At 38.2% G+C, this 25753-nt stretch carries 25 protein-coding genes; 4 read left to right on the top strand and 21 right to left on the bottom strand.

Features of this window, described 5'->3' with window-relative positions:
* Nucleotides 1–2: 2 nt before the first annotated feature.
* From ACFVT8_RS10605 to ACFVT8_RS10620, 4 genes are all read right to left on the bottom strand, one after another.
* Nucleotides 3–1040 carry an aspartate-semialdehyde dehydrogenase gene (locus ACFVT8_RS10605; protein WP_387080061.1) on the bottom strand — a complete coding sequence of 346 codons (1038 nt, stop codon included), beginning with the start codon at nucleotides 1038–1040 and terminating at the stop codon, nucleotides 3–5.
* Between the two features lie 82 nt (nucleotides 1041–1122).
* The gene (locus tag ACFVT8_RS10610) at nucleotides 1123–1713 is read right to left on the bottom strand and encodes a dipicolinate synthase subunit B (RefSeq protein ID WP_387080059.1); all 591 of its coding nucleotides are present in this window, start codon (nucleotides 1711–1713) and stop codon (nucleotides 1123–1125) included.
* Nucleotides 1704–2486, bottom strand: a complete 783-nt coding sequence (locus ACFVT8_RS10615) for a dipicolinate synthase (RefSeq protein ID WP_370075184.1) — start codon at nucleotides 2484–2486, stop codon at nucleotides 1704–1706. The genes ACFVT8_RS10610 and ACFVT8_RS10615 overlap by 10 nt, the downstream gene beginning before the upstream one ends.
* 9 nt (nucleotides 2487–2495) lie before the next feature.
* Nucleotides 2496–2759, bottom strand: a complete 264-nt coding sequence (locus tag ACFVT8_RS10620; protein ID WP_387080057.1) for a YlmC/YmxH family sporulation protein — start codon at nucleotides 2757–2759, stop codon at nucleotides 2496–2498.
* A 143-nt stretch (nucleotides 2760–2902) separates the two neighbouring features.
* On the opposite strand from ACFVT8_RS10620, the gene ACFVT8_RS10625 reads away from it, so the two are divergent.
* Genes ACFVT8_RS10625 through ACFVT8_RS10640 form a run of 4 tightly spaced genes read left to right on the top strand, consistent with a single transcriptional unit; the run spans nucleotide 2903 to nucleotide 5384 of the window.
* Nucleotides 2903–3280, top strand: coding sequence for a GntR family transcriptional regulator (locus ACFVT8_RS10625; protein ID WP_134018882.1), 378 nt, complete (start codon nucleotides 2903–2905; stop codon nucleotides 3278–3280).
* On the top strand, nucleotides 3281–4123 hold the full coding sequence (locus tag ACFVT8_RS10630; protein WP_387080055.1) for an ABC transporter ATP-binding protein: 843 nt from the start codon (nucleotides 3281–3283) through the stop codon (nucleotides 4121–4123).
* 2 nt (nucleotides 4124–4125) lie between these two features.
* Nucleotides 4126–4752: an ABC-2 transporter permease gene (locus tag ACFVT8_RS10635; protein WP_387080054.1), complete on the top strand. Its 627-nt coding sequence runs from the start codon at nucleotides 4126–4128 to the stop codon at nucleotides 4750–4752.
* 14 nt (nucleotides 4753–4766) lie between these two features.
* Nucleotides 4767–5384: an ABC-2 transporter permease gene (locus ACFVT8_RS10640; RefSeq protein ID WP_387080052.1), complete on the top strand. Its 618-nt coding sequence runs from the start codon at nucleotides 4767–4769 to the stop codon at nucleotides 5382–5384.
* A gap of 33 nt (nucleotides 5385–5417) precedes the next feature.
* On the opposite strand, the gene ACFVT8_RS10645 is transcribed toward ACFVT8_RS10640, so the two are convergent.
* From ACFVT8_RS10645 to ACFVT8_RS10725, 17 genes are all read right to left on the bottom strand, one after another.
* Nucleotides 5418–5912, bottom strand: coding sequence for a HugZ family pyridoxamine 5'-phosphate oxidase (locus ACFVT8_RS10645; RefSeq protein ID WP_387080051.1), 495 nt, complete (start codon nucleotides 5910–5912; stop codon nucleotides 5418–5420).
* 11 nt (nucleotides 5913–5923) lie between these two features.
* A complete protein-coding gene (locus ACFVT8_RS10650; protein WP_387080049.1) occupies nucleotides 5924–6706 on the bottom strand; it encodes an ABC transporter ATP-binding protein in 783 nt (260 codons plus the stop codon).
* A complete protein-coding gene (locus tag ACFVT8_RS10655) occupies nucleotides 6706–7698 on the bottom strand; it encodes a FecCD family ABC transporter permease (RefSeq protein ID WP_387080048.1) in 993 nt (330 codons plus the stop codon). Before ACFVT8_RS10655 ends, ACFVT8_RS10650 begins: the two co-directional genes overlap by 1 nt.
* A 15-nt stretch (nucleotides 7699–7713) precedes the next feature.
* Nucleotides 7714–8709, bottom strand: a complete 996-nt coding sequence (locus ACFVT8_RS10660; RefSeq protein WP_387080046.1) for an ABC transporter substrate-binding protein — start codon at nucleotides 8707–8709, stop codon at nucleotides 7714–7716.
* 202 nt (nucleotides 8710–8911) lie between these two features.
* The gene (locus ACFVT8_RS10665) at nucleotides 8912–10135 is read right to left on the bottom strand and encodes a M16 family metallopeptidase (protein ID WP_387080044.1); all 1224 of its coding nucleotides are present in this window, start codon (nucleotides 10133–10135) and stop codon (nucleotides 8912–8914) included.
* A 126-nt stretch (nucleotides 10136–10261) separates the two neighbouring features.
* Nucleotides 10262–12376, bottom strand: a complete 2115-nt coding sequence (pnp, locus tag ACFVT8_RS10670) for a polyribonucleotide nucleotidyltransferase (protein ID WP_387080042.1) — start codon at nucleotides 12374–12376, stop codon at nucleotides 10262–10264.
* 275 nt (nucleotides 12377–12651) lie between these two features.
* The gene (gene rpsO, locus ACFVT8_RS10675; RefSeq protein ID WP_249073087.1) at nucleotides 12652–12921 is read right to left on the bottom strand and encodes a 30S ribosomal protein S15; all 270 of its coding nucleotides are present in this window, start codon (nucleotides 12919–12921) and stop codon (nucleotides 12652–12654) included.
* A 411-nt stretch (nucleotides 12922–13332) separates the two neighbouring features.
* Nucleotides 13333–14286, bottom strand: coding sequence for a riboflavin biosynthesis protein RibF (ribF, locus tag ACFVT8_RS10680; RefSeq protein WP_387080040.1), 954 nt, complete (start codon nucleotides 14284–14286; stop codon nucleotides 13333–13335).
* 13 nt (nucleotides 14287–14299) lie between these two features.
* Nucleotides 14300–15211 carry a tRNA pseudouridine(55) synthase TruB gene (gene truB, locus ACFVT8_RS10685; RefSeq protein ID WP_387080038.1) on the bottom strand — a complete coding sequence of 304 codons (912 nt, stop codon included), beginning with the start codon at nucleotides 15209–15211 and terminating at the stop codon, nucleotides 14300–14302.
* Nucleotides 15212–15347: 136 nt separating this feature from the next.
* The gene (gene rbfA, locus ACFVT8_RS10690; RefSeq protein WP_100543905.1) at nucleotides 15348–15689 is read right to left on the bottom strand and encodes a 30S ribosome-binding factor RbfA; all 342 of its coding nucleotides are present in this window, start codon (nucleotides 15687–15689) and stop codon (nucleotides 15348–15350) included.
* Between the two features lie 104 nt (nucleotides 15690–15793).
* The gene (locus ACFVT8_RS10695; RefSeq protein ID WP_387080036.1) at nucleotides 15794–16072 is read right to left on the bottom strand and encodes a DUF503 domain-containing protein; all 279 of its coding nucleotides are present in this window, start codon (nucleotides 16070–16072) and stop codon (nucleotides 15794–15796) included.
* A complete protein-coding gene (gene infB / locus ACFVT8_RS10700) occupies nucleotides 16072–18327 on the bottom strand; it encodes a translation initiation factor IF-2 (RefSeq protein ID WP_387080034.1) in 2256 nt (751 codons plus the stop codon). Before infB ends, ACFVT8_RS10695 begins: the two co-directional genes overlap by 1 nt.
* Nucleotides 18328–18341: 14 nt before the next feature.
* Nucleotides 18342–18653, bottom strand: coding sequence for a YlxQ family RNA-binding protein (locus ACFVT8_RS10705; protein WP_387080033.1), 312 nt, complete (start codon nucleotides 18651–18653; stop codon nucleotides 18342–18344).
* Nucleotides 18650–18928, bottom strand: coding sequence for an RNase P modulator RnpM (gene rnpM / locus ACFVT8_RS10710; protein ID WP_068983119.1), 279 nt, complete (start codon nucleotides 18926–18928; stop codon nucleotides 18650–18652). Before rnpM ends, ACFVT8_RS10705 begins: the two co-directional genes overlap by 4 nt.
* A gap of 178 nt (nucleotides 18929–19106) precedes the next feature.
* Nucleotides 19107–20246: a transcription termination factor NusA gene (gene nusA / locus ACFVT8_RS10715; RefSeq protein ID WP_387080031.1), complete on the bottom strand. Its 1140-nt coding sequence runs from the start codon at nucleotides 20244–20246 to the stop codon at nucleotides 19107–19109.
* Nucleotides 20247–20276: 30 nt separating this feature from the next.
* Entirely contained in the window at nucleotides 20277–20747 is a 471-nt protein-coding gene (gene rimP / locus ACFVT8_RS10720; RefSeq protein WP_079560495.1) for a ribosome maturation factor RimP, read from the bottom strand.
* 596 nt (nucleotides 20748–21343) lie between these two features.
* Nucleotides 21344–25675, bottom strand: a complete 4332-nt coding sequence (locus ACFVT8_RS10725) for a PolC-type DNA polymerase III (RefSeq protein ID WP_387080029.1) — start codon at nucleotides 25673–25675, stop codon at nucleotides 21344–21346.
* Nucleotides 25676–25753 lie beyond the last annotated feature (78 nt).

The raw sequence follows: 25753 nt of genomic DNA on the forward strand, positions 1-25753 counted from the left end.
TCTTATAGTAAGTTATCCTCCAGCATTGCTTCTGCAATTTGAATTGAGTTTAATGCAGCGCCTTTTAAAAGATTGTCAGAAACGATCCATAGGTGGAATCCTTTTTTGTTGTCTAAATCTTGACGGATACGCCCTACAAAAGTAGCATCTTCCCCTTCTGCAAAGATAGGCATAGGGTAAGTTTGTGTTGCGATATCATCTTGTAATACCACACCTGGTGCATTGCGTAATACTTCAAAAATCTCCTGTATCGTTGCATCTTTTTCTACTTCAATATAAACAGATTCAGAGTGTCCTGAAACAACTGGCACCCGAACACAAGTTGCAGCTACGTTTAGCTCTGGTGCGTGCATGATTTTCTTCGTTTCATTAATCATTTTCATTTCTTCATATGTAAAGCCATTGTCTGTAAATTTATCAATTTGTGGAATGACATTACGAGCGATTGGATAATGACGTTTGTCGCTACCAGAAGGTAAAATATTTGCTTCTACATCCTTACCTGCATCCCAATTTGCACTTTGTGCCTTTAATTCCTGAATAGCAGAAATACCTGCACCTGAAACTGCTTGGTATGTCGATACAATAATTTTTGTTAAACCTAATGTATTACGAATAGGTTCAAGTGCAGCCATCATTTGAATTGTAGAGCAGTTTGGATTCGCAATAATCCCTTTATGCTTAGCAAGATCGCCTCTATTTACTTCAGGAACAACTAGTGGTACTTCTGGATCCATGCGGAAATGGCTCGTATTATCGATCACTACCGCACCACGTTTAGCCGCTTCTGGCGCCAACACCGCTGATACAGATCCACCAGCTGAGAATAAAGCGACATTGACGCCTTCAAAAGCTTCAGGTGTCGCTTCTTCAATTGTATATGTCTTACCATTAAATTCGATTGGTTTTCCTGCTGAACGTGCAGAAGCTAAGAACTTAATATCTCCGATTGGAAATTTCCGTTTAATTAGCTGCTCCATCATTTTTGTGCCTACTGCCCCTGTTGCTCCAACAACCGCAACTGTTAACTGCTTTGTCATCTGTCATCTCTCCTTGAATACATGTTACATAATGTGTGCTATTGTATCACAAAAATACTGAAAATTGTGTGTAATTCGTGAATTATTTGAAATATTGTATAAACAGTGGTTGTAATTGCTTTTTCTCCGTAATCGCTTCATGTACAGTTGCGACCATTTGATCAAAATCAGCAATCAAGGAATTTGGCTTGGAATGTGGGGAGTCCTGCCCGAATGGAATAAAGTAAATGTTTTTAGCATTTAGCAGTCTCATAATATTCATACCATTTAAGCCAAGAGCATCATTTGTTGAGATGCCTAGGACAACAGGCGAACCGTTTCGCAATGTTGCCTTAGCAGCCATCAATACCGGACTATCTGTTGCTGCATTCGCAAATTTACTAATACTATTACCTGTCATTGGTGCTATAACCATCGCATCCAATGGATTAGATGGCCCAAATGGTTCTGCCTCTTTAATAGAGGAAACAACCTTTTCTCCAGTCAATTCCTCTATTTTTGCAATCCACTCTTCTCCGGTACCAAAACGCGTAGCCGCATGTAACACGGAATGCGTAATTATTGGAATAACAGTTGCTCCTGCATCTATAAAGTTTTGAATTTTAGGTACTACATCCTCATACGTACAATGAGAGGCTGTAATACCTAAACCAATTCGTTTACCTAATAGCAATTTTCTTCCTCCTCTATTGCCTTGCACAATATTGTAGCTGCATCATGTGCAAAGTATTTCCCAGGTAATGATGGCAATAGTACGTACGTTTGTAATTGCTCAGTGTCTATATCTAAACATCCAGGCTCTGAAGCCAAATCATATAGGACAGCTGGGACATGATCTAGGAATGATTCTGTAATCCATTTAGCTGGAATCGTATTGATAAAAATCCCATCATTAATTGACCATTTGCGATCATCTAAATTCGTAGCTTTATAACCATATGCCTTTGCTTCACTCACTTGTACAACCGAACGCGCAACTATATGGACATTAGCGCCCATTTTGACGAGTAAAGATGCGAGCATTTTGGCTGTACGTCCGAAACCTGCGATAGTAAAGTTTTGTCCGTAAATACATTTTTGCTCGAGTCCGTAAAACGTGGCGATAAATCCCTCTGCTGTTAATCTTGCGTTTTGCCAAATAAAAGATTCTTGTTGTAAATAGCAATTTGTTTCATTTTTCTCAAGCAATTGCTTCCAATGCATAGTCAAACGCCCTGTGTAAAACTTAACTTGAGATATCCCATAAAGCTGTTCCACTTCAATTTTAAGCGGAAGAATGGGTAGGATAATTCTATTTGGTTGGAATTCTAATACAAGTTTATTTAACTCTTCATTCCAAACTGATGTTCTTTTATAAAATACCGTTCTCGATGGGCTTCTTAGCATTGTAGCTAATTCCTTTAATCTTAGATCCTCACCGATAACAAGCCATTTTTCATTTTCCAAAAGCTCACCTCACTGTAAAAATTCTGACTGAACCGTCGTTGTTTTGTTAAATAAAATACGATCTTCTCCAATTAGTATAATTTCATGCCAAGGTATCATTTCACTAACTTTTACTTTCTTTTTTTGGAATGGTAATTTATCTTTAACAATCTCAAAACCGTGAATCTTTCCTGTTTGCACATCTATTAGACATTCTGTATGTGCCAATATACCAAAATGTACGCCACCCTCAATTTGAATTAACTCTTTATCCACCATCTCTGATAGTAGCATGCCTCATCTCCCTCCTTGAACCGTTACCCCAATATATGCCGAGATTTTGCAATTCGTGACCCTTACCCAAAGTATGAAAATGTTGCATTTACCATTCCAACCGTGTATAGTGTATATATACAGTTGTGCGAGGTGAAAAATTTATGCATATCCATTTAAGCAACGCCAGTGATAAACCCATTTATGAGCAAATAACCGTACAGCTTAAGGAAGCGATACTTGCCAATAAATTACAGGCAGGTGACGCACTACCATCAATTCGTGCACTTGCAAAGGATTTAAAAATCAGCGTTATGACAACGAAACGTGCTTATGCTGATTTAGAGAGGGATGGATTTATCGAAACGGTAGCTGGGAAAGGAAGCTTTGTTACAGAACGAAATCAAGATTTTCTACGCGAGGAATTATTGCGTCAAGTTGAAGAACACATGCAAAAAGCAGTGAAAACGGCCAAAACTGCGGGAATGACCAAAGAGGAATTACAGGAGTTACTTTCATTAATTTTGGAGGAGGACAACTAAATGAATGTTATTGAAGTTCATGATTTACAGAAAAGCTTTGAAGGGTTTTCTCTTAAAGATGTAAGTTTTTCAGTACCTCAAGGAACTGTCATGGGTTTTGTAGGAGAAAACGGTGCTGGAAAGTCTACTACAATTAAATGCATACTTAATTTACTCAAAAAAGAATATGGCGAAATTTTGCTATTCGGTAAGGATGTTGTCGAACATGAATTATCGATAAAAAACGACATCGGTGTGGTTTTTGACGATTTACATGTGCCTGAAACACTTAATGCGACGCAACTCGACAAAATTATGAAAAAAGTTTTCAAAACGTGGGACTCAGGCTATTATTTTGAGCGATTAGCACAATTTAAAGTTCCCGAGAAGAAGAGGGTTAAAGAATTATCCCGTGGAATGAGGATGAAGCTTTCCATAGCAATAGCATTGTCGCATCATCCAAAACTTTTAATTTTAGATGAACCAACGAGTGGACTAGATCCGATAATTCGTGATGAAATTCTCGATTTATTTTTAACGTTTATGCAAGATGAAACGCATAGCATTCTATTTTCTTCTCATATAACAAGCGATTTAGAAAAGATTGCGGACTATATTACATTTATTCATAACGGTGAAATTCTATTTAGTGAAGGTAAAGACGTACTGCTCTATGAGTACGGAATATTTAAAGCTAATAAAGAGGAAGTAAGTGCAATACCAGAACACGCCATTATAAGAAAACGTAATGGAGCCTTTGGTATAGAAGCCTTAGTTCTAAAAAATGAAGTAAATGAGGTATTTTCCCTTGAAAAACCTTCTATAGAGGATATTATGCTATTTTATGTGAAAGGGAGTGTTTGATTATGGCTGGTCTTATCTTAAAAGATTTAATGTCGATTCAGCGTCAAATAAAAGCACAGGCCTTCCTGTTGATTTTCTTCCTATTTGTATCAATTTTTATGCAACAAAGTTTAATACTCTTTACACTTATTATATTTATCGTGACCTTTCAAGCTATAACTGCTCTTACTTATGATGAACAAAGCAATTGGGATAAATATGCAAATACTTTGCCCATTTCAAAAGGGGACATAATACTTAGTAAATATATACTTAGTGTCCTTCTTATGCTTTTTGGGCTTATCCTCGCACTACCGATTGTATTTATCATTCATCGTTTTACAAATAACTGGGCATCAGCAGAGTTTTTTCTAACATTTAATCTCCTTGTGACATTAGCCTTTTGTATGCTAGCACTATTATTACCGATCTACATTAAATTTGGTTCTATAAAGGGCAGATTGTTTCTTATTTCTCTTTGCTTCATACCTAGTATCTTATTTAATCTTTTAAAAGAGTATTTACCAGATATCACATTAACATTATCCAACTTAAAACAATATATGTTTTTTGCTCCTTTTGCCGGACTTTTAATCTTATGGCTGTCCTCTCTCATTTCAACCGCAATATATCAACGCAAAGAATTCTAGGAGGGAAATAGACAATGCAGGCTTTACTTTTACAAAGGATAATGGTCCAAAAATGGTCCATTCTTTTTGCAGTCATTATTTGTATGATCATAAGTTACATGGAAATACCTTTTTTAGATAATCCCGCGATAGTAATATTTGCTGTAGTTTTTTCTGCTTCCATTGTTAGAGGGATCTATGAGGACGATCAAAAAGTAAATTGGGAAATGTTCGTAAATAGTCTGCCTTTGACGAGAAAAACACAGCTACAAGCCGATTTTCTATATTGTCACGGCATCGTGATGCTACTTTTTGTTCTAATAGCACCTGCTTATTTTTCACAAACTGCAGCTGACGAGAATTTTTCAGAGCATTTCGCTATGTATTTCGCTTATATTAGCAGTGCTTCTTTACTCATCTCCATCCAGTTTTATATCCATCATCTAGACGAGACAAAGCGGACGCGTCATTTTCGAATGATAACAGCCATCTTCATTATTTTTATAATTAATTTCCCTATCCATTACTATTTATCACAAGTAGTGGGAAATTTCCTGATAATTATTTTGATCCCTACAATCATGAGTCTAATCATTAGTATTTTTATTTTATTTCAAAGCCTTACCTTATATTTAGCAAGAGAGGTTTTTTAAAGAATAAAAAAATGGTTGCCGAAAAAGGGCAACCTATTTTTTATCAATTACTACATGGATTAACGTATCATTCGCTATATCAATTGTAAATGCCTTACCAAAGCCTATCACGTAGCGGCCTTCCAATGGTGTGAGCTCAAATAATGAGAAATCAAGTGTACGTAACAGCTCCATCATTTTAGCATTATGCAATTTATTGAAGGCTGCAAATACTTCCTCATACCCTTCATTCCCTAAATGCTTTGGTTTACATTGCCAACGTGCTCGTTCTGCTGCAAATGGATTTGGTGTTATTGCCTCATCTGCCACGCAAAGTAAATCTACAAATTGAGCCTGCTCCATGAATTGGAAATGCTCTGCGATACGACTAATATAGACGTAAAATTTACCATTCACACGCACAAATGGAGTAGTGCTACTAAAAGGTTTCCCTTCACTATCCACTAGACTTAACACACAGCTTTTTTTTCCTTGAATAAATGTTTCATAGCCTTGCTTTACTTGCTCAATATCAATTTCTTTTCGCATCCTACTTCCTCCTATGCTTTGACAGTACTTTTTAATTGAACCCGTGGAGCACTATCCCATGATACATATTGAATTTCTGCTTCCATTCTGTATATTTGCTGAATCATCTTTTCGGTCATTACCTCTTCAGGAGTGCCAACTTTGGCGCGTTGACCATCCTTTACAACTACAATTTTATCACTATAGCTAGATGCTTGATTTAAATCATGGAGCACCATCACAACCGTCATACCCATTTCATAATTTAGCTCTCTCACTAATTCTAGAATTTCATGTTGGTGTGCGATATCTAAGTATGTCGTTGGCTCATCCAACAATAAAACTTGTGGCCGCTGCGCTAAAGCCATTGCTATCCAAGCTCGCTGTGCTTCACCACCCGATAAAGCTGCAATAGGCTTTTCTCTGTAATGTGTGAGATGTGTTTTCTCAAGTGCCCAATCAATAATCGCCTCATCCTCTGCATTTAAACGCTCAAACCACTTTTTATGTGGATATCGACCGTATGCCACTAGGTTTTTAACAGATATATCAGTTGGAGCTTGATTTTTTTGACTCAACATGCACATTTTTCTTGCTATGTCTTTGGACGAGAGTCGACGGATATTTTCGCCATCAAAGATAATTGTTCCTTCATTATAAGGCTGCATACGAGCAATAGCCTTTAAAATAGTAGATTTTCCAGAGCCATTGGGTCCAATAATGGATAGGATCTCACCTTTCGCAACTTCAAAAGAAAAATTATGGACAACTTCTTTTTGATCATAGCGGACAGATAGCTGTTCAATTTTTAACATTAAAACGCCTTCTTTCGCATTAAATATAAGAAGTAAGGCCCACCAATGACAGACATTAGAATACCTGCTGGAATATCGAGTGGCGCAAATAATGTTCGTCCTCCAGTATCAGCAATAAGTAACACAATAGCCCCCATTGCCATACTCATGGGTAGTAGATATTTATAATCTGAGCCTACAAGCATTCGAGCCATATGCGGTACGATTAAGCCAATAAAGCCAATCATTCCGACTGCAGCTACCGAGATAGCTGCTAAAAATACTGCTAAAATAGATAACATAATACGAATACGAGTTACATTTTCCCCTAAATTTACTGCCACTTGATCTCCTAAACGTATAATATTTGCCTTGCGTATCGCAAAGATGGATACGATCCAACCTATTATTGCGTAAAAATAAATCATTTTCAGTGATGCATTTCCCTTGGCCGCTAAACTACCATTCATCCATTGCACTGCTGATGGTAGTCGATCACTATAAAGAATCGATAAAAATCCAATAACTCCACCACACAGTGCATTCACTGCAACTCCTGACAAAATAATAGTAATAGGTGTAATGCCTGTTCGTCGCCAGGCAAGTGCATAAATTATAGTTGCAGCAATTAAACCACCTATAAAGGCTGCGACTGGGATAAGATGAGTGAATTCTGGATTTGCTAATATAATAATTAAAACAAATGCTGCTGCTCCACTTGTAACACCCGTCAACCCTGGATCAGCTAGTGGATTTCCCATTACTGCCTGCAATAATGCTCCGGAGATTGCAATATTAGCACCTATTATAAGTGCTAGTAAAACGCGTGGAAGACGGATATCCCAAATAATTGTAGTATACATGCTATCATTATCACGACCATTAACAATTGTTGTTAAAATATCTGGGATTGTAATATGTACACTCCCTAGCCCTATCGCAACGATAGCTGCTAACATTGTTAGCACAAAGGTTATGATAATAATGATGCGACTTCTTTTTGTACTAATCATAGGTTTACCTCATTGTTATTTATAAAAATAATCTGCGATTGTCGTAAGTGCTGTCTCAACATTAGAAATGGATGTTACACCGAACGTACTATAATCAAGCATATAAATCTTGTCGTTTTTATAAGCTGAGAGTTGTTTCCACGCACTATTTTTCTCAATCTCTTGTTTGAATTTATCTTCGTTTGCTCCATGGTCGCCTGATGCTAATACGAAAACAATATCTGGATCAGCAACAACTATATCTTCTAAATTCATTGCTGAATAAGTTGATTCTGCTTTTAATACTGATTTAGCGATATTATCAGCGCCTAAACGCTCAACTAGACTACCTAAATAGGATTTCTCATTCATAACCATGAAGGAATCAGATGTGCCGATAACAAGCATGACAGATGGAAGTTTCTTTCCTTGTGCTTTTGTTTCAAGTTCCTTTTCCTTTGTAACAATATTTTGTAGTACTTTATTCATTTCTTCTTCTTTTCCAAAATATGTACCAAGTACCTTGAAACTCAATTTCAAGTCATCATAAGAATCTGTCGGTAGATAGGCTGTTGGTAAATTCATTCCCTGGAGTGCTTGATCCAGTGAACTTTGTAGAGAAGAAGCCCCAATTATTAAGTCCGTTTGTAGACTTGAAATAATTTCCAAATCCGGTGCCATAGGTGAGCCAACTCGTTTAATAGCATCGAAATCTGCCGGAATCGGATTTGTCGATGTTGGAACGCCTACAGGTGTAATATCAAGGATATGTAGCATCTCTGTTAAAGGAACCGATGTAGTAACGATTTTTTCAGGAACTGTTGCGGGAAAACTAGCTAATGCTTTTTGAAATGCCTCCTCATCTACACCATCCTCAAATTTCCCCTCCTGTACTTTAGTTGATTCTGATATTTCCTGTTGCTGTGATGTCCCGTCTTTTTGTGACTCCTTATTTTCCTCTTTTTCTTGTTGGGAGCATCCAACTAATGTAAGTGATAATGCCAGAAGTCCAACACCTAACCAATTTTTCATAATAATAATTGCCTCCATTTAATTGATAATGATTTTCAATATCAATTATACTATCAAACTTTATTGAGAATGGCAACCTCTAATTGATAATGAGCATTTTCAACAAAAAAAAGAACCTCGAAAGCTATCGAGATCCTCCTATTAAGACTTTTCAATTAAAATGGAACACAAACTATAACGATAGTCTTGTGCTCCATGTATTTTAAGCTTCTGGGCCAATAATTGAAATGGCTGGCTCAGCTTTCAAGATTTTTGCTATTAAGCGATCAATCGATTCCATTGATACGGCATCAATTGACGCTAACACTTCATCTACTGAGCGATGTTTACGATGCACTAACTCACTTGTACCGTTGCGATTCATACGAGCGCCTGTCCCCTCTAAACCGAGTACAAAACTACCCTTCAACTGTTCCTTCGCATTCATAAGTTCTTCCTCTGTCACGCCACCAGCTACGATATCAAGTAATGTCGCATCAATTGTATGTTGAAGCTGTGATAATTGCTGACGACTTGTACTACCATAAATCGTAAATGCTCCAACATCAGCATAACAAGATTGGTAAGAAAATATTGAATAGGCTAAACCTCGTTCTTCGCGTACTTCTTGGAACAAACGCGAGCTCATATTACCACCAATTATATTATTAAGTGCAATAAAGCTATACATATCTGGATCTTTTACACCGATCGCTGGATAAGAAATGGCTAAATGCGCCTGCTCCGTATCACGAGTTTTTGAAATCTCTCCTGGATAAAAATGAGGATTCGATAGTACCGGTTCAACTACAAGTGGTGATGGCTGATATTGGCCAAATAAGTCTTCAATTGTTTGCATGAGCTTCGCAGAAATATTTCCTGCTATTGAAATAACAACTGATTCTGGTCCATAATGTTTAGCCATATAGTTACGAATCATATCTGCTGTAAATGTTTTTAAAGTAGCCGCAGTTCCTAGAATTGGACGACCTAGTGCATCATTTGGATACATCACACTCCATAGCTTTTCATGAACATCGTCATCAGCTGCGTCTTCACTCATTAATATTTCCTCAAGTACAACTTGTCTTTCCTTCTCTAATTCTTCTTCAGCAAACGTAGAATTAAAGAACATATCTGCTAATATTGTGACTGCAAGCTCTGCATGATGGTCTAAAATCTTTGCATAATAACAAGTGTTTTCCTTGGATGTAAAGGCATTTAACTCTCCACCAATGCGATCAAATTCTTCAGCAATTTGGCGAGCTGTTCGAGTTTTTGTCCCTTTAAAAAGCATATGTTCTATAAAATGAGTAATACCATTCTCCTCAGGTAGCTCATAACGAGATCCTGCATTAACAAAAATGCCTAGCGCAACGGATCTTACATGATCGATTTGCTCAGACACAATACGCACACCATTCTGACATGTATGTACTTGTACCAAAAAATCTCCCCCAATTATATCTCTGGTTCTACATCACATTGTGAAGCTTCCCACAAAATAGAACCAAATTCCTTATACTTGATTTAAAAAAGGCTGCGCATTATACGCAGCCTTTTTTACAATTTATTATTTATCTTGCTCAGCACGTTCTTTTTCCTCTTGGATAACAACTTTACGAGATAAATTCACACGACCTTGCTTGTCAATTTCAATAACTTTTACAAGTAATTGATCGCCAAGTTTTAAGACATCTTCAACTTGTTTTGTACGTTCCTCTTGAATTTCAGAGATGTGAAGTAAGCCATCTTTACCCGGGAATATTTCACAGAACGCACCGAATTTTTCAATACGCTTAACTGTTGATAAGTAATACTCGCCAACTTTTGCTTCACGTACGATGTCTTCGATAATTTGTTTTGCACGAGCGTTCATTTCTTCATCTGCAGAAGAGATGTAAATTGTACCATCTTGCTCAGTATCAATTTTTACGCCAGTTTCTTCAATAATTTTGTTAATTTGTTTACCACCAGGTCCGATAACATCGCGAATTTTATCAGGATTAATCTTCACGATCACAATTTTCGGTGCAAATGTAGACAGTTTTTCACGTGGTTCTGCAAGAGTAGCAAGCATTGATTCTAAAATGTGCATACGACCAATTTTAGCTTGCGTTAATGCTTCTTCTAAAATATTGCGTGATAAACCATCAATTTTAATGTCCATTTGAAGTGCTGTTACACCTTTAGCTGTACCTGCAACTTTAAAGTCCATATCTCCAAGGTGGTCTTCCATACCTTGAATATCAGTTAAAATAGAGTAATGCTCGCCTTTTTTAATAAGACCCATTGCAATACCTGCTACAGGTGCTTTTAATGGAACACCAGCATCCATCATCGCTAACGTTGAAGCACAGATAGAAGCTTGAGATGTAGAACCGTTTGATTCAAGTACTTCTGATACACAACGGATTGTATATGGGAATACAGATTCATCTGGAATAACCGCATCAAGAGCACGCTCTCCTAGTGCACCATGACCGATTTCACGACGACCTGGTCCACGGATTGGGCCAGTTTCCCCTACAGAGAATTGCGGGAAGTTATAGTGATGCATAAAGCGTTTTGATTCTTCCACACCTAAACCGTCGATAATTTGTACATCACCAAGTGCACCTAATGTACAAATAGAAAGAGCCTGTGTTTGTCCACGCGTAAATAATGCTGAACCGTGAGTACGTTGTAATAAGCCTGTTTCAGAAGAAAGTGGACGAATTTCGTCTAACTTACGACCATCTGGACGAACTTTATCTTCTGTAATCTGACGACGTACTTCGTCTTTAACCATTTTATCTAGAATTGTATAAACTTGCTTCATTGTTACTTCATCCGCTTCTTGCTCTTCATAAGAAGCAATAACGCGGTCTTTTACCGCTTGAATAGCCTCATCACGTGCATGTTTTTCTGCAGTTTGAATTGCATCATGCATGTCAGTCTCACAAGCTGCTTTTATATCTGCTTGAATCGCTTCATCAATTTCAAATAATGTTACCGGTAATTTTTCTTTCCCTACTTCTGCAACAATTTGCTCTTGGAAAGCGATAATTTTTTTGATTTCTTCATGACCAAACATAATGGCTTCTAGCATTACTTCTTCCGGTACTTCTAATGCACCAGCTTCAACCATGTTGATAGCATCCTTGTTACCTGCTACAGATAAATGGATTGTTGATTGATTAGATTGTTCCACTGTTGGGTTCACAATAAATTTACCGTCAATATATCCAACTTGTACACCTGCAATCGGTCCGTCGAATGGAATATCAGAGATAGCTAACGCTAATGATGAACCAACCATTGCAGCCATTTCAGACGTGCAATCCGGATCGTTAGACATAACCATTGAAATAACTTGTACTTCATTACGGAAACCGTCTGGGAACATTGGACGAATTGGTCGGTCAATTAAACGGCTTGCTAATATTGCTTTTTCAGATGGGCGTCCTTCACGTTTAATAAAACCACCAGGAATTTTACCTGCTGCGTATAAACGTTCTTCGTAGTTTACTGTTAATGGGAAGAAATCAAGTGGTTTCGGTGATTTTGACATTGTTGCTGTTGAAAGTACAGATGTATCACCATAGCGCACTAATACGGCCCCATTTGCTTGTTTTGCTAACTGTCCAACTTCGATTACAAGTGGACGGCCAGCCCATTCATAGGAATAGACTTTCTTTTCGTTCATTCAATGAACCCCTCTCTATTATAAAAACACTTACTTCGTCTGTATGTACTAATAGTAAGTGTACCAAAAATGCTTGTTCTATGCTAAATATTTCATCAAATAATCATACATTTAAATTCAGTTATTGCCAATTTATTTAGGATTTATTTCTATATTTGATTGAAACAAATTTTTTTGCTTGAAATTCATGTCATATAGGCTTTTTAAGCTTACTATCTTCCTAATGTTTATAAACATAAAGAAAAAGCGGGATTAATCCCGCTTTTCGATTGCAATTAGCGACGTAAGCCTAAACGAGTGATTAGTTCACGGTAACGTTGTACGTCAGTCTCACGAAGATATTTTAATAAGTGACGACGACGACCTACCATTTTAAGAAGACCACGCTCAGAGTGGAAATCTTTTTTGTGTGTACGTAAGTGCGAGTTTAGAGCGTTAATTTCCTCTGTTAATACTGCAACTTGTACTTCTGGAGAACCAGTGTCACTTTCGTGAGTACGGAACTCAGCAATAATTTCGTTTTTACGTTCTTTTGAAATAGCCATTTGTATGGACCTCCTAAATAATTGTTTATCCCCATTAGCACAGTATTCGTTGGAGTCATCGATATACCGAGCTAAGGTTAAGCATATTATGCACTTATGAATGTTACCATAAATCAAAAGGTCAAGCAAGCGATAACGTCAGCCTATTCATATGTTAAAGTAGTTTTAATGTGCATTAACTCGATAAAATATAGCTCACACCGTAACGTGTATGGTTGATTTCCGTTCCGGCTGGGCGCTTTGTTGCTGCCACTACCTTAGCACTACGCTTTCGCACAGAGCAAAGCTTCCTGGGGGCGTCCGATGAGCCGCTTCACTCGCGTTGCTCGCTCCAGGGTCTCATCTGTGACGCTGATCCCCAAGGAGTCGCCCAGCCTCCACTCCAATCAACTTATATTCATGGTATACGCTTTAACTTTTTGTAATAATCTTGAAATAGTCAATTGCTTCCTGTTTATCCTGTTCGATTTGTGCTTTCAATGCTTCAATACCATCAAATTTTCGTTCACTTCTTATACGTTTATACCAAGCGACATGTACTTCTTCACCGTAGATATTTTTTTCGAAGTTTAAAATATGGACTTCGATGGATAATTGCTTGTCATTCGGATCTTTAAATGTTGGTTTATAGCCTACATTACATACACCATCATACCATTTATTTTGGACAAGTAATCGAACCGCATATACACCGCTTGCTGGAATATAAGTCCCCTCCAACGCTTGGATATTTGCAGTTGGGAAACCTATTGTGCGTCCTCGCTTATCACCATGTACAACGATACCAGTAACTTCAAATGGTCGTCCTAGGAGCAATCTTGCTTCTTCCATATCTCCCTCTTGCAAAAGCTTACGGATACGTGTTGAGCTAATTTTTTCAATATCATCCGTTTTCTTTTCAACAACCGTTACGCCGTAATCTCCATTACTCAATGCACGCATATCTTCCATTGTACCTTTACCAAATGCACCAAAAGAATAATCAAAGCCAGCTGTAACATGTTGAATGTTCAACCCACGAATAAATGTATCAATAAACGCTTCAGGTGAAAGCTTTGCAAAATCAGATGTGAAATGTACAACAAATGCTGTATCAACACCCTGTTCTTCAAAAAGCTGCAGTTTTTGCTGTAATAGCGTTATATAAAATACTTTTTCGTTACGTCCGCCAAGCACTAAAGAAGGATGGGGATCGAATGTCATAACAGCCGTTGGAATTTGACGCTTGTCTCCTTCTTCCTTCGCTGCCTTAATAACTGCCTGATGCCCTCTATGTACACCATCAAAAAAACCAAGTGCCAATGAATATGGCTGCATGCTTTCTTGCTGTAGTTGGTGTGGGTATTTTAAATGAATGACCTCCATACTAAAAATCCTCCTACTCTATCGTCGGAAACATCTTATGTGGCTTCATTAACCCTTCCTTTGTAGGATGGGCTTGATAAACCGCAAATGCTTTCCCATTGATTCCAAAAACAATTTTATCATGTTTCTTTAATAATGTATCTGCGGGAAGCACTTGTCCATTGAAAATTTCTTTTTCGTTCGCAGAAGTGATCTCAATATATGGGTAATCTGTTAATGCATACTCAACTGGTAAAATGCATGTATCCATTTGTTCAGCTTCCATCAGCTCAGCAACTTGTGCCAATGTAAAACAATTTTCTTGTGTAAATGTACCTGATGCTGTACGTACGAGCTCTTTCATATGTGCAGGATAGCCAAGTGCCGCTCCGATTTGCACAGCTAGTGTTCGAATATACGTCCCTTTACTACACGCTATACGTACAGGGAATGTAATTTCTTTCCCTTCATATATTTCTACATCATCTAGTAGCTCTAATGCAGAAATAGTAACTTGACGTGTAGGTCTTTCGACAATTTCACCTTTTCGAGCATATTCATAAAGACGTTTGCCATTTACTTTGACTGCCGAAAACATCGGTGGCGTTTGTTGAATAACACCTGTTAGCGATGCTAAAACCTCTTGCAATTGAGCACGTGTGAACTTTTTATTCGTACTATCTTGCTCAACCATTTCTCCTTCTGCATCCTCAGTTGTCGTTGTACGGCCAATTGAAATAACAGCTTCATAGGTTTTTCCTGCATCAGTTAAGTATTCTGCAATGCGTGTTGCTTGACCAATACAAATCGGAAGAACTCCCTCAACACCTGGATCAAGCGTGCCTGTATGGCCAACTTTTTTAGTACGTAAAATTTTACGTAATTTAAAGACGCAATCATGACTTGTCATGCCACGTTCCTTCCAAAGCGGTAAAATACCGTTCATAAATTTCCTCCTACAATCAATTCAATTTTTAGTTTATTTTAAAATGATAGACCACAAAATGTTCTATTGCATTTTTTGATGAATGTAAAAAGTCTGCCTGCATGAAAATGCATATGGCAGACTTTTTTAGTTAAACTTATTCTTCGTGTAAACCACGTAGCAATGAATCAATACGGTTTCCATATTCAATCGATGAATCGAACTCAAAGATTAGTTCTGGTGTACGACGTAAACGGATTCGTGAGCCAATTTCTGAGCGAATGAAACCAGAAGCCTTTAATAAAGCTTTTAGTGTTTCCTCTTTTTCACGTTCATTGCCTAGAGTTGTAATATAAATTGTCGCTTGCTGTAAATCACCTGTCACCTCAACACCAGTAACAGTAACGAAACCAACACGCGGATCTTTTATTTTACGTCCAATAATATCACCAAGCTCTTTTTTCATTTGCTCAGCGACACGGTTTGAGCGTAGAGACATAGTTTGTCACCTCAATTTCGATGTACAGAAAGTTGTATCCTCACTTGCACATATATTTACATGCAAGGTATGACTAAATCATACAACACAACTTCTAATGTTACTTATAAATAGTCTCGCCACACATTTAGCTGTTCCCAAGCCGGATTTGACTGTAAGTAGTGAAGCGCGTGATTAATTTCACGCTCGGCTGCTTCTTTTGAAGAAGAAACAGCTACAAGCGCTATTTTCGTGCGTTGCCATACATTTTGATGGTCAATTTCAGCAATGGATACATTAAATTTTTGCTTAGTGCGGGTAAGCATACGCTGTAAAACAGCACGTTTTTCCTTCAACGAATGGGCAGTTTGAATCATGAATTCAACTTCTGCATAAACAATCATTATACGCGTTTAACTTCTTCCATAATATAAGCTTCAATAATGTCGCCTTCTTTAATATCGTTGAAGTTTGTAATTGTAATACCACATTCGTAACCTCTTGCAACTTCTTTAACTTCATCTTTGAAACGTTTAAGTGTATCTAATTCACCTTCAAAAATTACTACATTGTCACGGATTACACGTACGCCAGAATCACGAGTTACTTTACCTTCTGTTACGTATGAACCAGCAATTGTACCAACTTTTGATACTTTAATTGTTTGACGAACTTCTGCTTGACCAATAATTTTTTCTTCGAATTCTGGATCAAGCATACCTTTCATTGCTTGTTCAATTTCCTCGATTACTTTATAGATAATGCGGTGTAGACGAATATCTACGCCCTCTTCTTCTGCAGCACGTTTTGCATTGACATCTGGACGAACGTTGAAGCCAATAACAATTGCATTTGAAGCAGCAGCAAGAGAAATATCTGATTCTGTAATCGCACCAGCGCCAGTGTGAATAATTTTCACGTTTACGCCTTCAACATCAATTTTCATTAATGATGCAGCCATAGCTTCTACAGTACCTTGAACGTCAGCTTTAACAATTAAGTTTAGCTCTTTCATTTCGCCTTGACTCATTTGTTCGAATAAGTTATCAAGCGTTACGCGTTGTTTTTCTGAACGCTGTGCTTGAATCGCTGACATTGCACGAGTTTCCCCAACTTGGCGTGCTGTTTTTTCATCTTCGAAGACAACGAAACGGTCACCAGCTTGTGGTACTTCATTTAAGCCTGTGATTTCTACTGGCGTTGATGGTCCAGCTTCTTTCACACGACGGCCTTTATCATTCACCATAGCACGTACTCGCCCATAAGTATGACCGACAACAATTGGGTCCCCAACTTTTAATGTTCCATCTTGTACTAAAAGTGTTGCAACAGAGCCTCGGCCTTTGTCTAGTTGAGCTTCAATTACTGTACCAAGTGCTAAGCGATTAGGGTTCGCTGTTAATTCTCCAACTTCAGCGACAAGTAAAATCATTTCAAGTAATGTATCAATGCCTTCACCTTTTAATGCTGAGATCGGTACGAAAATAGTCTCGCCGCCCCAAGCTTCCGGAACTAAGCCATGCTCTGTTAACTCTTGCATTACACGGTCTGGATTAGCTGAAGGTTTATCCATTTTATTGACTGCAACGATAATTGGTACTTCTGCTGCTTTTGCGTGATTAATCGCTTCTACAGTTTGTGGCATAACACCATCATCCGCAGCTACTACTAAAATCGTTAAGTCCGTTACTTTCGCACCACGCGCACGCATAGTTGTAAACGCAGCGTGTCCAGGTGTATCTAGGAACGTAATTTTTTTGTCGCCTTCAGTTACTTGGTAAGCACCGATATGTTGAGTAATACCTCCAGCCTCTCCTGCTGTAACTTTTGTATTACGAATAGAATCTAATAATGTAGTTTTACCATGGTCAACGTGACCCATAATTGTTACTACAGGAGGACGTTCTGATAAGTCTGCCTCGTTAACTTCTTCTGTTTGTTCGAAGTGTGTTTCTAAATCCGTAATATCTACACGAATTTCTTCCTCAACTTCTACACCATAGTCTGCGCAAATTAATTCAATTGCATCCTTATCTAATTCTTGGTTAATTGTTGCCATTACACCAAGCATAAATAATTTTTTAATAATTTCTGATGGCTCACGGTGTAATTTTTTAGCTAATTCCGCTACTGAAAGTGATTCAACAAAAGTAATTTTTTCTGGTAATTCCTTTTGTTTCACTGGCAGACTTGGCTGATGTGTTTTTGGATGGCGACGTTTTCCGCCATGAATTCCTGGTTTTGGACGTTGGTTGTAACCTCCGCCACCTCTACGATTATTATTATTATTATTGTTATTATTATTATTTGTCATATTTCGATTTTGACTACCTTTTGTATTCTTAGATTTTTCGTTAGACGAATTTGAGTTTTGATACGTTTGTTGCTGATTATTTGCTTTAGGCTTGGAAGTAGCAGATTGCTGCTTTTGCCCATCTTGCTTTTTCACCGATTGCTGTGATTTTTGCGATACGTTTTGAGTAGGTTGCTTCACATCTTTTATATTTTTAAATGATTGGTTTAACTTTGCCACTATGTCTTTTTCTAACATTGACATATGGTTTGTTACACTAACATTTAATTTATTTAGTGCTTCAATAACCTCTTTACTCGTTTTATTCACTTGTTTCGCATATTCATGAACTCTGATTTTGGTCATCTGCTCACCCCCGATTATTTTTCGTTGAGTAGACTAGACAATTTGCTTGCAAAACCTTTATCGGTAATAGCTAAAGCCACTCGGGCCTCCTTACCTGTAGCATGTCCTAGATCATAACGATCACCAATTACATGATACTCAACGTTGTAATACGTGCATTTATCTTGAATTTTTTTGCTAGAGTTTTTAGAAGCATCGTTTGCAAGCAGTACTAGCTTAGCATTACCATTGCGGACTTCCTTTACTACTAACTCTTCTCCTGAAATCACTTTACGGGCTCTTGCCGCTATCCCAAGCAAATTATACACCGCTTGATTATTAATCATATAATAGACTCCCTACGAATCAACAAAATAAGCTCATCGTAAATTTCTTCAGGAATTTTAACATCAAGTTGGTGCCCTAAAACATTTTTCTTACGGGCGATTTCAATCGCCTTTTCCGATTTAGAGACATAGGCACCACGTCCGGGTTTTTTTCCGGAGACATCAACACTTACCTCGCCCTCTTTCGAACGAACGACACGAATCATTTCTTTCTTTGGTAGCATTTCTCCGGTAGCTACACATTTTCGAAGAGGTACTTTTTTATTAATAGCCATAAGAATCACCTTTCCTCTCTGAAGCTTGTCGTAAGAGGTGGACTAGCCATTGCACTACATTATATATATTTGGATTTCAACCATAATATTTTCCAACATAGGCTCTGCCATTATTCAGTCGACGCAGCCCAACGCCCACTGAATAATGGCAGCTAACTAGTCACACGGGCTTTCTTACTTATTCTTCGTCGTCTTGATATAAGTCAACTGTCACATCATCAAAATCACTTTCTTCATCCTCAGCAGGTACGAAAGTGCTTGTTGCAGATGGATAAATACCTAACTCACGGGCATCTGTTTCACTCTTAATATCAATTTTCCAGCCAGTTAGCTTAGCCGCTAAACGAGCATTTTGACCACGTTTACCGATTGCTAGTGATAATTGATAGTCTGGAACAACAACAGTAGTAGATTTTTCTTCTTCATTGACTTGAACATCTAAAACTTTAGATGGGCTAAGAGCATTTGCTACAAATACAACTGGATCTTCTGACCATTCAACGATATCGATTTTTTCACCGTTTAATTCATTTACAATTGTTTGCACACGAGCGCCTTTTGCACCTACACATGAACCTACTGGATCTACCTCTTCGTTATGTGCAAAAACAGAGATTTTAGAACGATCCCCTGCTTCACGAGCAATTGATTTAATTTCTACAATACCTTCATAAATTTCAGGTACTTCCATTTCAAATAAGCGGCGTAATAAACCAGGATGCGTACGTGAAACAATAACTTGTGGTCCACGTGTTGTACGTTCAACCTTTGTAATATAGACCTTGATGCGATCATGTGGATGATATGTTTCACCTTGAATTTGTTCGTTTTGTGGTAATGCAGCCTCTACTTTTCCTAGACCTACGTAGATATTACGAGCATCTAAACGCTCAACTACACCTGTCACGATATCATCTTCACGGTCCACATATTGCTCGTAAATTAGGCCACGTTCTGCTTCGCGTACACGTTGTGTAACAACTTGTTTCGCTGTCTGTGCAGCAATACGACCAAAGTTTCGAGGTGTCACTTCTTGCTCAACCACATCTTCTAATTGATATGCAGGGTTGATAGCCTTGGCATCTTCTTCAGAGATTTGTAAACGGTCATCTTCTACTTCTTCAACAACATCTTTGCGTGAAAAGACACGAATAGAGCCCTTATCTAAATTTAAGTCAACACGGACATTTTGTGCTTGATTGAAGTTGCGTTTGTAAGCTGTAACTAATGCCGCTTCTATTGCTTCAATTAACACATCTCTTGAAATTCCTTTTTGTTCTTCCAGCGCATTTAGCGCATCTAACAAATCACTACTCATTTTGTTTTCACTCCTAAATATGCATTATGCTTAAAAATCGATGGCAAGTCGTGCCAATGCGATTTTTTCTTGTTCAATTGTTACTGTAATTTTACGCGTTTTAATGCGTACTTCCATCACTAATGTATGTTCATCGTATGACGTTAAGTAGCCTTGGAATTCCTTCATGTCCTTGATAGGCTCATATGTTTTAACATAAATAAATTTGCCAATCGCTTTTTCAAAATCAGTATCTTTTTTTAATGGACGTTCTGCTCCAGGTGAAGAAACTTCTAAATAATAGTTTTGTGTAATTGGATCATTTTCATCCAACAGTAAACTTAGTCGTTCACTTACTTGAGCACATTGTTCAATGTCAATTCCACCCTCAGGTGTATCCACATAAACACGTAAAAACCAGTTACGTCCTTCTTTTACGAACTCGACATCTACTAGCTCAAGATTCAACTCTTCAACAATCGGTTTAGCGAGCTCTTCAATTAAAGATGGTACTTTGCTCATTGTTTCCTCCTGTATCTATCTAATTCTAGCGTAATAAAACAGAAATTCCACCAGTAGCTTTGGTGAAATTTAACGGTCTTACCTGCGGTTAGTCAAAAATTTGTTTTGCTACGGTATAACAACAGAAAAGAGCGGGAAGGCCCCACTCTTTTGCTGGAAAAATATCAACAAATTATTACCATAAGGATAGCATAGTTTACAGCACAATGCAAATTTCCTTTTTCTAGACATCTAATCAATTATGCCTCGGCATAATTGTGTCTGGAATTTGAATTTTTTGCTTAAATTAGGGTTCATCACCATAACGTGAGAGTTGATTTCCGTTCCGGCTTGGCGCTTTGCCACTGACGCTTCGCTTTCGCGCAGAGCAGAGCTTCCTGGGGGCGTCCGATGAGCCGCTTCACTCGCGATGCTCGCTCCAGGGTCTCATCTGTGACGCTAATCCCCAAGGAGTCGCCTAGCCTCCACTCCAATCAACTTTTATACAAGGTATACATTTTAACAAATGTCATCCTCAACTTTATAGCCTTAATTTGAGCATAAGGCTTATAAGTTATTCGTTATGATGATGATGTCTTCAGTCTAACCTTCTTATTTTAGAAAAGTGATAACTGATTCGCATCAGGCATTCCTTCTAAACAACCTAATTGATCCATGTATTCTATTAATGTCTTGGATACTCGACCTCGTTGTTGTAAATCTTCCTTCGATAAAAATTCTCCGTCCTCACGTGCAGCCACAATTTGTTTAGCAACGTTCGTACCAAGTCCAGGAATTGCGTCAAATGGTGGGATTAAAGAGTTTCCATCAATGATAAATTCACTAGCCTGCGAACGATATAAGTCCACCTTTTGGAAGCTCATACCGCGCTCACACATTTCAAGTGCTAGTTCCATTACAGTTAATAAGTTTTTTTCTTTTGTTGAAGCATCTAAGCCCTTCATATTGATTTCATCAATTTTTGCACGAATCATTTGCGAGCCCTGTACCATCGCAATTAAATCAAAATCATCTGCACGTACTGTGAAATACGCTGCGTAATAAAGAATCGGGAAATGCACCTTAAACCAAGCGATACGAACAGCCATTAACACGTAAGCTGCCGCGTGGGCTTTCGGGAACATGTATTTTATTTTCTTACATGATTCGATATACCAGCCTGGTACTTTATTCGCTAGCATCTCTGCTTCGAATTCTTCAGATAAACCTTTCCCCTTACGCACGGACTCCATAATTTTAAACGCCAGTGACGGTTCTAGACCTTGATAAATTAAATACACCATAATATCGTCACGACAGCCAATTACTTCTTTCAGTACACATGTACCGTTTTGAATTAACTCTTGCGCATTACCAAGCCATACGTCCGTTCCGTGTGAAAGTCCTGAAATTTGCACAAGCTCTGAGAATGTTGATGGCTTTGTATCTTCAAGCATTTGGCGTACAAAACGGGTACCGAACTCAGGAATACCGAGTGTTCCTGTCTTACAGCCAATTTGTTTTTCTGTTACGCCTAAAGATTCTGGAGTACTAAAGATTTTCATAACGACTGGATCATCTGTTGGAATGGTTTTTGGATCTATCCCCGATAAATCCTGCAACATCCTAATCACAGTCGGATCATCGTGCCCAAGAATATCAAGTTTTAAAATATTATCGTGAATGGAATGGAAATCAAAGTGTGTTGTACGCCATTCTGCATCTTGTGCATCCGCAGGGAATTGCACTGGTGAGAAGTCAAAAATATCCATATAATCCGGTACTACGATAATCCCCCCAGGGTGCTGCCCTGTTGTACGTTTTACGCCCGTGCAGCCTTGCACTAATCGATCTACCTCGGCACCACGGAAATGTAGATTATTATCATTTGCATAGCCCTTTACATAGCCATACGCTGTTTTTTCCGCAACTGTACCGATTGTCCCAGCACGATATACATAATCTTCACCGAATAATACCTTTGTATAGTTATGGGCTTGTGGTTGATATTCCCCTGAGAAATTCAAATCAATATCAGGTACCTTATCTCCTTTAAAGCCAAGGAACGTTTCGAATGGGATATCCTGTCCATCCTTTTTATACGGCGTTCCACATTCAGAACAATCTTTATTTGGTAAGTCAAAGCCTGAGCTTACTGAACCATCATTAAAAAACTCGGAATGCTTACAATCCGGACAAACATAATGAGGAGGAAGTGGATTTACTTCCGTAATCTCCATAAAGGTCGCCACTAATGAAGAACCAACTGAACCACGGGAACCTACTAAATAGCCATCAGCTAATGATTTTTTCACAAGCTTCGCAGAAATTAAATAAATTACTCCGAAACCATGGCCTAAAATTGACTTTAGTTCCTTTTCAATTCGAGCCTTCACGATTTCTGGCAACTCTTCTCCGTATATACGATGAGCCATTTCATAGGTTAAATTTGTGACCTCATCATCTGAGCCTTCGATTTTTGGTGTATATAAATCATCTTTAATTGGCTTAACATCACCAATCATATCTGCGATTTTTTGAGAGTTAGTAACAACTACTTCCTTTGCAAGATCCGGTCCTAAAAAATCAAATTCTTCAAGCATTTCATCAGTTGTTCTAAAATGAACTTCAGGCAGCTTCGATCTATTTAAAATATTGGCGCCACCTTGAGAACCGATTAGAATTTGTCTGAACATCCCATCTGTCGGATCTAAGTAATGGACATTACCGGTAGCTACAACTGGTTTATCCATCTTCTTCCCTAGCTTTACGAGCTTGCGAATAATATCTTCAAGTGTCCATTCATCACGAATGACATTACGCTCAATTAAAGGTGCATACACTGCCTTTGGTTGAACTTCAATATAATCATAAAATCTCGCAACTTGCTCTGCTTCCTCTGGGGATTTATTCATCATCGTCTCAAATAATTCACCATTACTACAACCTGATCCAACTAATAAACCTTCTCTATATTGCTCTAGAACCGCTCGTGTTACGCGGGGTACACGATAGAAAGTTTTTGTATGGGAGTGGGTGACTATTTTAAATAAATTCTTTAGTCCAGCATTATCTACCGCTAATATTGTGCAGTGCATTGGTCGTCCCTTTTTATAAGCATCTCCACCACCAACATGCTTATTAAAGTCGTCGTGGTATTTGATATCTAATTCATCTGCGTCTTTTAACAGCTGTAAAAGTAAGTAACCAGTTGCCTCTGTATCGTAAATAGCTCGGTGATGCTGGGTTAATTCAATATTGAATTTTTTACAAAGTGTATTTAAACGATGGTTTTTCATCGTTGGATAAAGCATTCTGGCAAGCTCCAACGTATCAATAACTGGATGAATCGTTCCCTCTAGCCCGAATTTTTTATAGCCTGTGTATAAAAAACCCATATCAAACGATGCATTATGGGCTACTACTATGCCATCTCCGATAAATGCATGGAACTCCTTAATGACTTGCTCTACTTCTGGCGCGTTTCGTACCATATCATCTGTAATACCTGTCAGTTCAATGGTCGTTGCTGAAAGTGGATGATGTGGATTTGCAAAGCTTTCGTATTTGTCTATCACATTGCCATCTTTAATTTTCACCGCAGCGAGCTCAATGATAGTATCGTAAGCAGTTGATAGCCCTGTCGTCTCTACGTCAAACACGACATAGGTAGTATCAGCTAATAATCGGTGCTCAGATGCATAAGCAATCGGTACACCATCGTCTACTAAATTAGCCTCCAGACCGTAAATAACTTTTATTCCATGCTTTTTCCCTGCAGAATATGCCTCTGGGAAGGATTGCACAACAGCATGGTCGGTAATAGCCACGGCTGGATGACCCCATTTTGCAGCCTGTGCAACGAGTCTATCAACTGGTGTCACAGCATCCATTTGACTCATTGGTGTATGCAAATGCAATTCAACTCGTTTTTCTCCCTCTGGCGCTTTATCCTGTCGTGTTTCTTTTTTGATTTCATTGATATCATTTGCCATAACGATTAAATCACGAATGAATGTGTCAGTTTGTACAGAACCACGAACTTTAACCCACATACCTTTTTTCAAATGTTGCATTAGCTCTGCATCATCATTATCACGCGAGAACATTTTTACAACGATGGAATCCGTATAGTCGGTAATTTTAATTTGTAATAAAGAGCGACCACTTTTCAGCTCCCTAATCTCCGTATCAAAAACAAAACCTTCTATGATAACACGGCGTTCTTCCTCAACAATGCGTTTAATTTCCATTGTTTCATCATCTTTAATTAACATACCAAGCTGGAATGGGCGGTCGCCAAGGTTCGCAATAGCTGGATTTTCTTTCTTCTCCTGCTCACGTTTTTGGTAATCTTGTATCGCTTGCTGAGCTAAAGCTGCTTCCTCTAAACGCCTCTGTTCCATGAAAGCTTCCTGTGCCGCAATCATTTCTTCCGTTTGATCTTGAAGCACAAAATCTATCACAATGTGTGGAAAGCCAAATTGACTATAGCTTTCGGAAAGCTTTTCTGCATACTTTGTTTTCAGCATCATAAATTCCATTTCTTGCATGCAGGATAAAGTAATTTTTTGCCCATTCCACATAGGCATTTGCGATGCTAGACAATGTTTTAAAGGTGGCGCCATTTCATCTATTTGTTCTACTACTGTTAGCCAATATTGTTGGACAAGTTCTTCTGTAACATTTTTCTCTACTGTATCAAAAGTTGTGTGGATTTGAGCGATCGCTGAAAATTTTTCAGTCAAACGAGTACGAAATAGTTGGTATAGTGGAAAAGGAAGTACATCTCGTAATTTAATGGTAAAATTCCATAGCCTGTTCTTTTTGTGTACAGTTAGTCTTGATAATTCACCTTCTTCAAAAAAGGACATATACACATCATCTGTTAACTCTAGTTGTTGCAAGAGCATTTGAAACTTCGATCTTGCTTCTTGTTGCTGTTCCAATCTATTGACACCTACTTTCAGAAAGAGGCAGTCTTAAAAGCCCCTTGTTTTATTTCCTCACCAACGTTTACGAACCAA

Source organism: Lysinibacillus sp. NPDC058147 (genome assembly GCF_042884205.1).
Lineage (GTDB): Bacteria > Bacillota > Bacilli > Bacillales_A > Planococcaceae > Lysinibacillus.

What these genes read in the sequence shown, in the direction of transcription:
- ACFVT8_RS10605 (WP_387080061.1), bottom strand. Translation starts at nt 1,040, where the DNA reads ATGACAAAGCAGTTAACAGTTGCGGTTGTTGGAGCAACAGGGGCAGTA.
- ACFVT8_RS10620 (WP_387080057.1), bottom strand. Translation starts at nt 2,759, where the DNA reads ATGCTACTATCAGAGATGGTGGATAAAGAGTTAATTCAAATTGAGGGT.
- ACFVT8_RS10625 (WP_134018882.1), top strand. Translation starts at nt 2,903, where the DNA reads ATGCATATCCATTTAAGCAACGCCAGTGATAAACCCATTTATGAGCAA.
- ACFVT8_RS10630 (WP_387080055.1), top strand. Translation starts at nt 3,281, where the DNA reads ATGAATGTTATTGAAGTTCATGATTTACAGAAAAGCTTTGAAGGGTTT.
- ACFVT8_RS10635 (WP_387080054.1), top strand. Translation starts at nt 4,126, where the DNA reads ATGGCTGGTCTTATCTTAAAAGATTTAATGTCGATTCAGCGTCAAATA.
- ACFVT8_RS10640 (WP_387080052.1), top strand. Translation starts at nt 4,767, where the DNA reads ATGCAGGCTTTACTTTTACAAAGGATAATGGTCCAAAAATGGTCCATT.
- ACFVT8_RS10645 (WP_387080051.1), bottom strand. Translation starts at nt 5,912, where the DNA reads ATGCGAAAAGAAATTGATATTGAGCAAGTAAAGCAAGGCTATGAAACA.
- ACFVT8_RS10650 (WP_387080049.1), bottom strand. Translation starts at nt 6,706, where the DNA reads ATGTTAAAAATTGAACAGCTATCTGTCCGCTATGATCAAAAAGAAGTT.
- ACFVT8_RS10655 (WP_387080048.1), bottom strand. Translation starts at nt 7,698, where the DNA reads ATGATTAGTACAAAAAGAAGTCGCATCATTATTATCATAACCTTTGTG.
- ACFVT8_RS10660 (WP_387080046.1), bottom strand. Translation starts at nt 8,709, where the DNA reads ATGAAAAATTGGTTAGGTGTTGGACTTCTGGCATTATCACTTACATTA.
- pnp (WP_387080042.1), bottom strand. Translation starts at nt 12,376, where the DNA reads ATGAACGAAAAGAAAGTCTATTCCTATGAATGGGCTGGCCGTCCACTT.
- rpsO (WP_249073087.1), bottom strand. Translation starts at nt 12,921, where the DNA reads ATGGCTATTTCAAAAGAACGTAAAAACGAAATTATTGCTGAGTTCCGT.
- ribF (WP_387080040.1), bottom strand. Translation starts at nt 14,286, where the DNA reads ATGGAGGTCATTCATTTAAAATACCCACACCAACTACAGCAAGAAAGC.
- truB (WP_387080038.1), bottom strand. Translation starts at nt 15,211, where the DNA reads ATGAACGGTATTTTACCGCTTTGGAAGGAACGTGGCATGACAAGTCAT.
- rbfA (WP_100543905.1), bottom strand. Translation starts at nt 15,689, where the DNA reads ATGTCTCTACGCTCAAACCGTGTCGCTGAGCAAATGAAAAAAGAGCTT.
- ACFVT8_RS10695 (WP_387080036.1), bottom strand. Translation starts at nt 16,072, where the DNA reads ATGATTGTTTATGCAGAAGTTGAATTCATGATTCAAACTGCCCATTCG.
- infB (WP_387080034.1), bottom strand. Translation starts at nt 18,327, where the DNA reads ATGACCAAAATCAGAGTTCATGAATATGCGAAACAAGTGAATAAAACG.
- ACFVT8_RS10705 (WP_387080033.1), bottom strand. Translation starts at nt 18,653, where the DNA reads ATGATTAATAATCAAGCGGTGTATAATTTGCTTGGGATAGCGGCAAGA.
- rnpM (WP_068983119.1), bottom strand. Translation starts at nt 18,928, where the DNA reads ATGGCTATTAATAAAAAAGTACCTCTTCGAAAATGTGTAGCTACCGGA.
- nusA (WP_387080031.1), bottom strand. Translation starts at nt 20,246, where the DNA reads ATGAGTAGTGATTTGTTAGATGCGCTAAATGCGCTGGAAGAACAAAAA.
- rimP (WP_079560495.1), bottom strand. Translation starts at nt 20,747, where the DNA reads ATGAGCAAAGTACCATCTTTAATTGAAGAGCTCGCTAAACCGATTGTT.